Genomic DNA, 12,850 nt, shown 5'->3' with positions numbered 1-12,850 from the left:
AATCTGATTCCTATGATTTAAGCAAGCGCATTCTCTTCTCCAGAATCCATAGCAAATAAACAAGAAGACCCCGTTTGATCAACTGTTTTATGAATAAAATCAAAGTCTATATCTGAATCCGTGCTGAAGACATTGATAGATGCCTGTGGTGCTTTAGATATGTTGGACTCCATATCTCCGACCATAACCTTATAGGTCACATTTGGAATTCTTGCTAGTTCAGCAAGATTTGCTAAGTATCTCTCAGCCTTATATACGTTGTACTGTTCATTCACACAGGTTATCATCTTTAATCTTGCATTCCAGTTGATTTTAAGTTTATATGCTATTAGAATGGCTAGATCCTGATTTCCTAAATCCATGCTTATATCCCAGTCTGGGCTGCGATCATTTATCCATAGATTTATAGAATTCTCTCTTCCAAAAAATGCATTACGATGAACTGCAAGAAGCAAAGCACCTATGTTTCTTTGAGAAGCTTTATGTATCACATTCTGTATTTCATCTTCTTGCTGACTAAAACTATCCATATGAATGAACAGTACCCCTGGTTTGAAGAAGGAGCCGCTTAAAGTTTCCATTCCTGCTATGAGATTGTGTTCGAATCCAGCAGTATCAATGATTGTCCACGAAGAAAAAACGCCTTTTTCTCTAAAAGAAGTGGTCAAATCAGTTAGCCGTGAAGATAACTCCTCTTCTTCGAATTTTCCTGCCATTCCCAGTATCTTAATCGAGCCTTTGGGATATGTTAAATCTACCAGTATTTTGAAAGCACCGGTAAGAATTCTTGGATTTTCTATAGGTACCAAAAGATTAGCCTTCCAGGTTCTATGTTCAGAAGAAGCGATTTTATATGTTTTTTTTGCAGCCCACTCTGCAAGTGCTACGAAAAGACCACTGCGCATATCTCCAAAAGGTGCCTTTAATTCTTTTTTTATTAGATGTCCATGTATTAAAATTACAATAATAAGTGCCAGCAAGCTAAATGTAGGATTTACTATAAACATTACAAAAATACATCCTGTAGCTCCTATAAATGGAATTACGGATGGGATTCTTAGAAGTGGTCTGAAACTTACCAATTGTAATCGCTGTTCAATCAGAACAACTATATTGATCATTGCATAGGTTATTAAGAAAAATAAAGTTATCAGAGGAGCTATTGCATTAAGGTCACGCAGTAATAATGCAAGAAAAACAATAATTCCGGTAAATATCATTGCATTTCGAGGTTCTCCTGACTTTGAACTCTTTGAGAACCATTCACTGCCCGGAAGTATTTTATGGTTCCCTAAAGCCTGAAGTATTCTTGGTGCACCAACTAATGAGGCCAGAGCAGATGAAAATGTAGCTCCCAAAAGACCGGCTATAATCAACTGACCCCACGCAGCTTTTTCCACCATTATCAGGTAATCGCTCACAAGTTCTGTATTTGTCGCAGAGGCTGCAAGCCACAGAGCAAGCAGTAGATAGATTATTAGACTTATGACTATAGCTGACAGAGTACCCAGAGGAATACTTTTCCGGGGATCTTTAAGTTCTCCTGACATATTTGCACCTGCCATTATTCCTGTAGCTGCAGGAAAGAAAACAGCAAATACGACCCAAAAACCAACACCTGAAAAGTCTTCTTCAATAAATCCCGGAAAAGAACCCCATAGTGTAATGGATTCCTGCATTGAACCTGTATATGCAGCCCATATGATTGACACAAATGAAGCTATTATTACCGCAAGAACAATATATTGTATTCTAAATGCAAGAGATGCACTGATGTATGCAACAACAAAGAGAATAAAAAATATAGCTAAATCTACTAAAATAGCAGGGTGATCCGGGAATATCCACATCCATCCGGCACGAAATCCAAATATGTACATTGCCACTGCAAGGGTCTGAGATAGGTAAAGAGGAATGCCTATACTGCCTCCTACTTCTATACCCAGAGACTGAGAAATTATTGAAAAAGCGCCACCTGCACCTATTCTTATATTAGTGACTATTGAAGAAAGTGAAAGTGCGGTGGCAAGTGTAATGCTAAATGATATAAGTATAATAAGCCATGCTCCAAGAAGGCCTGCATTACCAACAAGCCAACCATGCCTTATGTACATTATTACACCGAGTATAGTCAGAAGGGTTGGTACAAAAACACCCTCAAATGTACCAAATAGCTTTTTTCCCGGTGTCAATCCTTTTTGATCTTCTACCTTTTTCTGTAAAGATTCATCATTCTGTAATCCACTACCTCTTCCATCTCCCAACAAATTCACCCAACACTTATAGTGACCTAATTAATATATAATTTGCTTCAAGGGTTGATGAGTACAGAAGACCAGTAAATGCAGGAGATAAAGTCAATGTCATGTTGAATTATGGTTATGCTCTGCTTGAAGCTGAATGTTTAAGTGCTATTAATTCAAATGGTCTTGATGCACATGTAGAATTTTTGCATGAAATGAATCCGAGTAAGAACAGTCTAGCTTATAAACGGAGCGTAAAACCCCTATGTCTTTAGCATAGGGGATGTAATCATCAACTATATTATAAATAAGTCCCGGTGTGTATGTAATTAACCGATGGCGAGAACCAAGTCAAAAGGATTTTAAACTGGACACCTATGGGATAGGTGTCTTCGTAAAGGGTTCCCATAGTTCGTTGCCTTCCAGTTGGGTATGAACTGTGCTATCAGATTCCTTAAGGAATCGGTCCAAGGAAGCACCTGAGTCTTTAGCTTAGGAGCAGTTCACGTCCTCAATAAGCATTAAATGTTATCACGTTCATTTTCAGGAACTTGATTTTTCCTTTCCTTTGATAAAATTTCTTACATATTCTATTAATTTTTTTTTAGCATTACGAAACATTTAAAACAAATTAAACAAATTAGAATACAGAGGATAAATAATAAAATGTTTTACTCCGCAGAGCTGGACATTTTAATCGTTCCTTGAAAATGATATTTATTAATAAAAAGGATGTATAAAATATGGATGCAGGTTCGTTAATTTATCTTATAATATTAACAATATTAATTATTTTAATTTTAAAAGTATTTTTTAACTTTCAATTTAATAATATGAAATTAAAGTCATCGAAAAAAAATGTTTAAAACTGAAAAAGAACTAGACAATTCAGATTTTGACGTTGTAGATGCATCAGAACCATATGATTCATCGAATGACTAATATTATATATCCAAGCCTTAATTATTCATTCTAATAAATAGATAAAAAAATTTGGATATAATATTTATGAAAAGAGCCTTCATAAATACTTTTTTATCAACAATATAGTGATATGGGCTAAAATATATAATATTAACGGAGTTAATTTCACTTTTTTCTTAATATTTCAGAACAATAAGTACAATTCATTACAAAAGTGCACCAAATTGTCAATCCTATAATAATTACGTCTTCACCTTCTACTCCCAGATTTCCTAGTGAATACTGTCTTCTCTATCGACCTCGTATGTGACCGGAAAGGAACAGCCGTTTCTGTAATTAGATGTTATTTGATTTTTAATCACTCCATTTTAGAGCCTATTATCAGATAATATGGGTACTTCCTGAAGAGATATCTTGAGCACATTCTCAAGAAATAATTTAGACTGTCAGGTATCAACTCATTAAGAATTCGGGTATACGAAAATCCTTAAGTACCATTAATTATATTAACCCACTCTAGATAATATAGGTTAATGAAATATTAGTGGAGAATCGGATATGTATCTTGCCAGCTACGAAAATGACAAACCCTGTATAATTGAAAACCTGCCGGACATCAACCTTCTTAACTCACTTGGACTTAGAAAAGGATCAAAGGTATCCATCAGATCCAGACAGTTCTTTGGAGGACCACTGGTTGTACAGATTGGAACACGGTGTGTTGCAATAGATAAAAAGATAGCTGAGCAAATTATCATAAAAGAGGTGCACTGAGTGCGTTGTCATAATACCGGTTCCAGAAAACTTTCATCAAGTCTTCTGATTGGGAAAAAATCCCAAACACAACTTTAACTCTGTTTTTTTAGCTATGCAGCACTTTTTGATAGTGAATTGCATGGTACAGGAGTTGGTTGCACTGAAGCAGGAGCCACTGTCCCGCATAGTGCTGAGAAAATAGGAGAGTTTGGGTTTTAACTTGAACGAAGCCTTGCAGAACCGGAGCCAGAGCCTGAACCCAGATTTGGATTATTGCTAGCATTGTCTGGTCTGGTAGCTGCAGTCTATTTATTTACAAGGTCAAAATAAAATGAAGGGAAGGATGGACAGATCTGTCCATCTTTAATTCAATTTTTATTCAGGTATTCAAAATCAATATCCATTGATTTTAATACTAATTGATAAGAAGTACGAGACACAGCAGTGCATATCCCAGTGTAACCAATTTTCTTTTCCCAGGCTCTGGTATGATTCTTGCATACATTTTTACAATCTGTGTTCTGTGAAGGTATAAGTGGATCACCACAAGAGCAACCATAACAGATCTTAACAATATGTGAATGGTTTCGTACACATGCATTACCAGCCAGAGAGACAGTCCAGATCTAGTGGCTCTGTAGATTGTTATTGGTTCGTACTGAAACGATTTTTTTCGGTAATAACTCAAAAATAATTGGAGACATCTGATCTCCAGAAATTTTGACTTTGAATTTATATTCAAACAATTTAATCTTCAATTGCCTCGACAGGGTCCAGCTGAGATGCCTGTTTTGCTGGAATTGAAGCTGCAATCATATTGATGATCATTGAAAAAGCACCCGCGTAAATAAAGTATCTAGCCTGCATATCAATAGGAATTTCTGTAACTCCAAAATAAACATCTGGAGGTAACTCTATTTCATAGAGACCAATAGCATATGCTCCAATTAAAGCTATTATGAAACCAAGTATGACACCTGCTAGACCAAGTAGTGCAGATTCAATCAAGAATATTTTGAGAATGCTTCTTCTGGAAGAACCCAATGCCATTAGCATACCAATCTCTTTTTTCCTATCCATTACTATTGTGTAAAGCGTATTAGCAATTCCAAATCCTGCAACAATAAAAATCAATAAATAAAATAGCCATGCGATGGCTTGCTGGGTATTTAAGAGATCAAGTATGTCTTCATTTTGTTCCATCCAGCTTATAGCATCCAGGTCTGTATTCATTTTAATAGTGGATGCAATGTTCTCTGCCTGATGTATGTCTGCAACCCGAACCTTGATATAAGATATCTGGCCTTTTTTATCAAAATGGTCCTGAACAAAATCCAGTTGAGCATATGCTAAAGTTTCGTCGGCTGGAGTTCCGGTACTTACTATCGCAACAACTTCTAGACTGGTACTTGTGCCATCAGCCCTTACCAGTGTAACTCGTTCTCCAATTGTAACATCCAGATTATCTGCGAGGATATTTCCTAAAACTACTCCTCGATATGATCTTTCAAGCGACTCGAAATCACCATCGATTACATTCTCATGTATACGCATGGTATTAATTTCAGAGCGAGGATCGATGCCCTCAATTACAATTCCTTCTGCATTACCTCTATAAGTCAAAGCTGCAGGCTCGGATATAACGGGAGATGTATAGAGTACACCTTCAGTTGCATCTATTATTGAACCAAAATGATTGTACAGATGAATGTATTCATCGTCATCTATCGGGTTAACGGTTATATGTGGGGCGGATTCAACAGTTGAATTAATCATTTCTCCAGAAAAACCAGAGATAATTCCCATAAACATTATAATAATTCCAACCGCAAGTGCTACAGCTAAAACTGAAAAAAAAGTATTTCTTTTTTTGGCAACAACACTGCGAAAAGCAACTTTATATTCGTACATCAAATCCTTCTGAAATACCAATCAAATTAACCAGATTAACTGCTAACTATTTGGCCGTCAACAATTCTTACAATTCGATCTGTTTTTTCTGCAAGTTTCGGATCATGGGTCACTATAATGAATGTCTGTTGATATTTACTGTTTAGTTTTCTTAGAAGATCATATATCATTTCACTTGATTTTGTATCAAGATTCCCTGTCAGCTCATCTCCTATAACAATATCCGGATTATTTGCAAGTGCTCTTGCAACTGCTACTCTCTGGCACTGACCGCCTGATAATTGATTTGGACGATGATCTAATCTATCCTCAAGTCCTACATCTTTCAGCAGTCTCTCTGCAATATTTTTAGCTTCTTTATCACTTTTTCCTGAAATAAGTAGAGGCATCATAACATTTTCAAGTGCAGAAAAGTCAGGTAATAAGTGATGATACTGAAACACAAACCCGAGTTTCTCGTTACGTGTCCTGGACCTCTGTGAATCTGACATTTTGCTAACATCTTTTCCATCAATCAGGATCGTACCTTTAGAAGGAGTATCTAATATTCCTATAATATGGAGAAGGGTACTTTTTCCAGAGCCAGAAGGGCCAATGATGGACATGAATTCGCCTTTAGAGACAGTTAAATTAACTGATTTTAAGGCATGTACTTCAGCACCATTTTTATATATCTTACTCAGATCCTTAATTTCAATTATAGTATCACTTACAGACATTTACAAATGATTACACTATATATTTGATATAAAAAGCTGCTGATTTCCATAATCATAAATAATTATAAATATCTGTATTGTTTTTAGCTAATTTATAAACAAAACATTCAAACAGCTGGAAGATAAAATGAGAGCTATTTTAATCATAATTTTGTTTCTAATTACAATATTAGTTTGTCCGGTAAGTGGCGAGGAAGAATATATTGACTCAAATATAGTGATCACGGATTTATATTCTGATATAGATTCTGGAGACATTACTGTATTCTCACAAAATGATTATCAGGAATTAAGAGTAGAGATCAAGATATCAAAAGATGACAGGATATTGCAGACTAAAAGTATCGATATTGAGCAAATTAGAGCTGGTTATGATATTATGAAAGCTTTCAGCTGGGATGTAGAGTCGACGGAGGATGGACTATATACCGTTACTGCCAGTATATATGACAATGATCGCAAACTCACATCCACGACCTACAATTTCGTACATGGAAGACCTGCCATTTCAAGTATAAAAATTGACAGTGTTTTCTCAGATTCAACTGGAATGTCAATAATGATAACCCCGCATCCAGGTGTACCTGCTATCATCGATCTAACTTTCATGCTTGTGGATGGTAATGATGTAATATACACTAAATCAAATGAAAATATTCCAGTTCACACAGCTACCACCACAGTTACTGAAGGGTGGGATCGGATTCTTGAGGCAAACAAGGATTATGAAGCACGTGTGAAGATCATTATACATTCTCCCGTTCAGCGTACTGTTTCCTATGTAAAGCCATTCCAGGCTACAGAAAAAGTTGCAATAACCGATGTATTTAAGGACAGAAGAGGTTCAAGCATAACACTGGAAGGTGAGTCACAGGTTCCCTTTGAAGGGTATGTAAGATTTACTGTACTGGAACCCTGGTATGATCCTGAAAGAACTGTTCAGGCAATTGACCAAAAGTCTCCCCTGCTCCTTTCCGGGGATGATGAAACAATTGAAGCCATCTGGGATGAACCACTTGAGCCTGGTAAATACAGGCTGATCATTGAGGCTGTTGGAAACGCTGAAAAAGTTATTGATACTAAAGAAACAATTATAGAAGTTGAAGAAAGGCGTGTACAGCCCACACCTGAAGAAGATGAAAATGATAGAAGCATACCCGGCTTTGCTGGAATCTATGCACTGATTGCACTAATTTCAGCTATACTCATCCGCTCGAAGAAAAATTAATTTTAAGTGGTAATCCAGATGCGATATGAATTGTTCATTGCTTTGCGCTATATTCGCTCTAAAAAGAAGCAGACGATATTATCCCTTGGTGCAATTGCAATTGCTGTAATGATAATGGTTGTCGTTCTGGCAATGATCGCAGGATTAAGTGATGAACTCCATGATACAACTGTAGATCAACTATCACATGTAACAGTTACTCCACATGACAGAAATGAGTATATTTATTTTTATAATACTCTTGTAAATGATATTGAAAATATGGAGTATGTAGTTTCTGCATCTCCTAGACTGGATGGTAGTGTTTCGTTAACTAAAGCCGATAGAAATCGGAATGCACAACTTAGGGGAATAGATGCTGAAAGGGAAAATCTGGTCTTTTCCATAAATGAAGATATCAAAGAGGGAAGTTTTGAGAATCTGATTCTCCAGAGAAATACAATTGTTATTGGTGTTGATCTTGCAAAACGCCTTGATCTTGAAGTGGGGGATTCAGTCGATGCTTCATTTCCAGAAGCAAGACCAATGTCATTAAGGGTAGTTGGAATATTTGAAACTGGCACACCAGCTGATGAAAATGTAGTTTACACGTCATTACCAACATCACAATACTTCTACCAGACACAGGATGTTGTTAACAGGATTTCAATCCGGCTTGATGACGTTTATAAAGATCTGGAAGTAGCTAATGCAATAAAAGATAAAGGTTTTGAAGCTGCAGGCTGGACCGAGCTTAATCCCGAAATACTTCAGCTATTAAATATTGCATACATAGCAAATACCATCGAAACCGGGCTGGTAGCAATTATAGCCTCTTTTGGAGTGGTCAGTACTTTAAATACCATGGTAATGAGTAAAGTAAAAGAAATTGGAATATTAATGGCAATGGGTGTTCCTAAAAGCAGTATAAAAAAGATTTTTGTGATTCAGAGTGGTATACTGGGTCTTGCAGGATCAATTATCGGTGCATTACTTGGAATTGTTATTGGTCTATCAATTGGAAGCCTTGAATATCATGAAACGGATGCAATACTTGGAGTAACTGAACTACCAATTGTTATTAGAGCACTTGATGTATTTCTAATCATTCTTGCTATATCTGTACTAAATCTGATAGCCGGAATTTATCCTGCACAAAGAGCTGCATCTCTTGATCCGGTAGAAGCAATATCTGCTAGCAGATAATAACAAAGCACTAATACTCAGAAATCTATTTATTCATAGATGTGTTTGGAACTCCTATGGAAACCTGCTGTGAAGTGACGGAACATAAATCCAACCCTGACCTTATAATTGAGGCAGTGAATATCTGTAAAAGCTATAAAATAGGTGATATGGAAATTGAGGTTTTAAAAAACGTCAATATCCGTGTGAAAAAGGGAGAGTTTGTAGCTATTATGGGCCCCTCAGGTTCCGGTAAAAGTACACTAATGAATATTCTGGGTATTCTTGACAGACCTACCTGTGGCAGCTTCTTTATTACTGGTAGGGATATCAGCAAGGCATCGGATAATGAGCTGGCACTGATCAGAGGACTTGAGATCGGCTTTGTTTTCCAGAACTTCAATCTTGTACCCAGACTGAATGCCCTGCAAAACGTTCAACTTCCAACCTATGCAAACAGGAAGAAAGGAATCGAGCCCGGAAAACGTGCAGAGGAACTGCTGAATCTGGTTGGACTGGGTGACCGGATACACCACAAACCCAATGAACTCTCAGGTGGCCAGTCACAGAGAGTTGCAATTGCACGGGCACTTATCAATGACCCTTCCCTGATACTTGCAGATGAACCTACCGGTAATCTTGACACAAAGACAGGAGAGGAAATAATGAATATATTCAGGGACCTTCATAAAAAGGGTAGTACAATAGTTATGATTACCCATGATCCTGAAGTTGCCGAACATGCTGACAGAGTAGTTCATCTAAGGGATGGGGTTATTGAAGACCAAGACCATGACTAATTATATACTGATCAAATCACAACTTACTGGAGATTACTAGAAATGAATATCAAACAGCTTTTACCAGGACTCACGGTGCTGGCAGCAATATTGCTGATGCTTGGAATCTTTATTCCTGCAGTTTCAGCCAGTTCTTCATCAACCACACTTAAAGTTGATATCCTGAAACATGAACCATATCCTGCAGAAATTGGAGAATATGTAAGTGTATGGGTCAAGATAGATAATTTTGCATCCCAGCGATCAGATGATGTGACAATCGAACTTGTCCCCGAATATCCGTTTTATCTGGATTCACCCCGAAACGCTCAGAAGAATTTTGGAATACTTCCACCAACCAGTACTGGTATCCATGAGTTTCGACTGTTTGTTGATGAGGATGCAAGGCCTGGAGTTGGAACCATAAAGGTACGCTATCAGGGAGAAAGTGGTGGTGCCTGGATTGAGGAATCATTTGACATAAGGGTTGGAACCGATACATTTGACAGCAGAGGTACTCTGGAACTTGTATCTGCCAGGACCGAGCCTTCAGTTTTAATGCCTGGGGATATTGGTACTGTAATACTTGAGATGCGTAACAGTGCATCCGGCCAGACCATTGTACTGGATGGAACTGAATATGATACCAACGCCCGGATTCAGGCAGCTTCCCTTGCAGGCAACGGTTTTATTGAAGTGCTCAGTGACTCCTATCGAGGCGATGGTGTGCTAGGACCTGGTGACATCATTAACATACATTATACTGTTGAAGTTGATGAAGATGCTCCAGTTGGCACTCACCTGATTGGCTTTTCACTGATTGGCAGTTCCCATTCCTACAATGCCAACTGGCAGGTACCTGTGAGAATTGATTCACAGTCATCCCTGAAAGTTATTCCGTCCGGCTCACTTGAACTTGAGAATGGAGTAGGAACCCTTGAATTTGATGTGGCAAATGTACATTCTGCTGCATTGTCCAGTGTATCTGTACGACTCGAATCCGACGATATGCGCTTTTCTCCTGCAGAATACTTTATCGGTACTATGGAATCGGATGAACTGTTCACCATTGACATAAAGGCTGAATCAATTTCAAATTCCAATTCCACAAACACAGTCAATGTGATTGCAAGTTATCGCAATGGTCCCAACAACCATGAGTATACTGTGGATACTCTGGAAGTCCGGTCAGTCGATGCACCTGGTGGAAGTGGTGCAGCTCTGATAGTATTTCTACTTGTGGTAGTTGCAGCAGGTGCAGGAGCATTCTATTACAGGAAGAAGAAAATGAATAAGAATGAAAAGGAAGAAGAATAAACTGACATTTCTGTCTGCTATCTTCCTTATCTATTTTTTTTATCTAGGCTCAGTATTTCTGTGCCTTTATGAGCACTATGATCGAGCCTCCAATAACAATTACTGAGAATATCCATATAGCATATTCTCCTATATTCTGCATTAAGAAAGGCATTATTGCAGTCACAGCTCCGATTGAAATTGTAAAATATCCAACCAGTCTGGCAAGTCCCTGCTTATCCTTAACTTCCTTTTCATTATAACCTGCAATAAGAGCCATCTTTTTCTTGAATGCAATCAAATATCCTAGTACAATCAGCATGAACCCTGAAATCCAAAATATCAACTGTTCTGACATTCTTGTTCTTCCCTTTATGATAAATAGTTTGTACATTCATCTTATTCTGACCTGAGTGCATCAACCGGATTCATCTTTGCAGCCTTGTTTGCAGGGTAGACTCCTGAGATCAGGCCAATCAGGACTGAAACAAAGAAGGCAGTAAATATCAGGTAAATCGGAAATACATGTGGCAGTCCTAATGAGAATTCAAGTATAAAGGACCCAACCAGTCCCAGTCCTGCACCCAGAATGCCTCCAATCAGCCCAAGCACCATAGCTTCAATCAGGAACAGGCTAAGAAGATCTCTGTACGTAAATCCAAGTGATTTCATAAGCCCGATCTCCTTTGTTCTTTCAGTTACCGTTACCAGCATTATATTCATGATACCGATTGATCCTACCAGAAGTGCAATCAGTGCAACAGCCGTGATCAGGACTGTAAGGGCAGTTGTCAGTTCATCCAGCTGTTCAACAATATCTGCCTGGTTGATAATGCTATACGGTTTTACATCATCCCTGTCCAGATCCCGTGCCGGTACTCCAAGACTTCGTGCAAGATTTCTGTCAATCTGATCCGATACCGGCCTGACCTCCTCCGGCGTTGCAGCCCTTGCAGCAAAGGCCCCGTAATCAGTTTCATCAAGCAACTCATTCATGGCTGAGATCGGAATGAAAATACTGGTCTCTGGATTAAATCCGGTCTGTAAAGCGCCGGGCTCAGGAGCTTCTGTAATTCCAATCACTTTGAAGGTCTGGGTGACGGTTGTTCCATCGCTTCTTCGAAATGTGATATCAATCGAATTCCTGTTACCAATAGGACGGTCGAACCTTTCAGTTGCAACCTGGTTTCCAACTACTGCCACAAACTGGTTATTATCTGTAAAATAGTTCCCGCTTTCCAGGTTTATACCCAGTACATCAGGTAAGTCCTGTGAGGTTCCTTCAATTGTAATCTGTCTTGACACTGACCGAAACTCCACCTCAGCCGACCGTTGCTTCAGGGGTGATACGTCTTCAACTCCCTGAGTTCTTCTGATCACCTCAAGCTGGCTATTTCCAAAAAGACCTGTGTCCTGAGCCATTACTATTATAAAATTATCCCCGAATTCTCCCAATTCATCTGTAAAATACTGGTCAAAGCTTGCACCAAGCGACAGGTTAGCAACAACTGCTGCAACACCAATTATTATTCCAAGTGCAGTAAGGGCAGACCGGAGTTTAGCACTATTGATGCTTCCAAATGCTAACATCAATGATTCTTTAAACTTTATCATTCAATATCAATCCTGAAAAGAGGTATGGCACCAGTCATAGTTTGTTAAAGGAAGTAAATGTGCATTAAAATTAAAGTATATTGTATGCTAGGAGCAGGATAATAGATTATTGTTTAATAAAGTTATTTGTTTCTTTATTCAACAATGAAAGTGAACTACTACCAGGCTAAAGATCAGATGGCTTCCTGCTTCATGCCTTTTCCAACAAAAACATGT

General features: G+C 38.1%; 11 protein-coding genes and 2 pseudogenes. 7 read left to right on the top strand and 6 right to left on the bottom strand.

Going from position 1 to position 12,850, the window contains the following annotated elements; translation table 11 throughout:
* Positions 1–17 precede the first annotated feature (17 nt).
* A complete protein-coding gene (locus tag MZHIL_RS05000) occupies positions 18–2,273 on the bottom strand; it encodes an amino acid permease (RefSeq protein ID WP_394295821.1) in 2,256 nt (751 codons plus the stop codon).
* Positions 2,274–2,338: 65 nt separating this feature from the next.
* Here MZHIL_RS05000 and MZHIL_RS10525 point away from each other — a divergent pair.
* From MZHIL_RS10525 to MZHIL_RS10890, 3 genes and pseudogenes are all read left to right on the top strand, one after another.
* Positions 2,339–2,488: pseudogene (locus MZHIL_RS10525) on the top strand (CRISPR-associated endonuclease Cas1); the annotation flags it as partial.
* A gap of 1,237 nt (positions 2,489–3,725) precedes the next feature.
* The gene (locus MZHIL_RS04995; RefSeq protein ID WP_013897980.1) at positions 3,726–3,941 is read left to right on the top strand and encodes a FeoA family protein; all 216 of its coding nucleotides are present in this window, start codon (positions 3,726–3,728) and stop codon (positions 3,939–3,941) included.
* 246 nt (positions 3,942–4,187) lie between these two features.
* Positions 4,188–4,253: pseudogene (locus MZHIL_RS10890) on the top strand (PGF-CTERM sorting domain-containing protein); the annotation flags it as partial.
* Positions 4,254–4,338: 85 nt separating this feature from the next.
* Here MZHIL_RS10890 and MZHIL_RS10520 read toward each other — a convergent pair.
* From MZHIL_RS10520 to MZHIL_RS04985, 3 genes are all read right to left on the bottom strand, one after another.
* The gene (locus tag MZHIL_RS10520; RefSeq protein ID WP_157209636.1) at positions 4,339–4,518 is read right to left on the bottom strand and encodes a hypothetical protein; all 180 of its coding nucleotides are present in this window, start codon (positions 4,516–4,518) and stop codon (positions 4,339–4,341) included.
* Positions 4,519–4,670: 152 nt separating this feature from the next.
* Positions 4,671–5,834 carry an ABC transporter permease gene (locus MZHIL_RS04990; protein WP_013898281.1) on the bottom strand — a complete coding sequence of 388 codons (1,164 nt, stop codon included), beginning with the start codon at positions 5,832–5,834 and terminating at the stop codon, positions 4,671–4,673.
* Between the two features lie 35 nt (positions 5,835–5,869).
* Positions 5,870–6,553, bottom strand: coding sequence for an ABC transporter ATP-binding protein (locus tag MZHIL_RS04985; protein WP_013898280.1), 684 nt, complete (start codon positions 6,551–6,553; stop codon positions 5,870–5,872).
* A gap of 127 nt (positions 6,554–6,680) precedes the next feature.
* Between MZHIL_RS04985 and MZHIL_RS04980 the strand changes: the two genes are divergently transcribed.
* The 4 genes from MZHIL_RS04980 to MZHIL_RS04965 are packed head-to-tail and all read left to right on the top strand — an operon-like array spanning position 6,681 to position 11,041.
* A complete protein-coding gene (locus MZHIL_RS04980) occupies positions 6,681–7,781 on the top strand; it encodes a hypothetical protein (RefSeq protein ID WP_013898279.1) in 1,101 nt (366 codons plus the stop codon).
* A gap of 18 nt (positions 7,782–7,799) precedes the next feature.
* A complete protein-coding gene (locus MZHIL_RS04975; protein WP_013898278.1) occupies positions 7,800–8,966 on the top strand; it encodes an ABC transporter permease in 1,167 nt (388 codons plus the stop codon).
* A gap of 56 nt (positions 8,967–9,022) precedes the next feature.
* Positions 9,023–9,745 (top strand): ABC transporter ATP-binding protein, encoded by a 723-nt coding sequence (locus MZHIL_RS04970; RefSeq protein ID WP_013898277.1) that lies wholly within the window; start codon positions 9,023–9,025, stop codon positions 9,743–9,745.
* 42 nt (positions 9,746–9,787) lie between these two features.
* Positions 9,788–11,041: a COG1361 S-layer family protein gene (locus MZHIL_RS04965; protein WP_013898276.1), complete on the top strand. Its 1,254-nt coding sequence runs from the start codon at positions 9,788–9,790 to the stop codon at positions 11,039–11,041.
* Between the two features lie 49 nt (positions 11,042–11,090).
* On the opposite strand, the gene MZHIL_RS04960 is transcribed toward MZHIL_RS04965, so the two are convergent.
* The gene (locus MZHIL_RS04960) at positions 11,091–11,378 is read right to left on the bottom strand and encodes a DUF3784 domain-containing protein (protein WP_013898275.1); all 288 of its coding nucleotides are present in this window, start codon (positions 11,376–11,378) and stop codon (positions 11,091–11,093) included.
* A gap of 41 nt (positions 11,379–11,419) precedes the next feature.
* Entirely contained in the window at positions 11,420–12,634 is a 1,215-nt protein-coding gene (locus MZHIL_RS04955; RefSeq protein ID WP_013898274.1) for an ABC transporter permease, read from the bottom strand.
* Positions 12,635–12,850: the final 216 nt, after the last annotated feature.

The organism is Methanosalsum zhilinae DSM 4017 (genome assembly GCF_000217995.1).
Lineage (GTDB): Archaea > Halobacteriota > Methanosarcinia > Methanosarcinales > Methanosarcinaceae > Methanosalsum > Methanosalsum zhilinae.
Note: the sequence above shows the minus strand (reverse complement) of the source record. Positions and strands in the feature narration are given on the sequence as shown.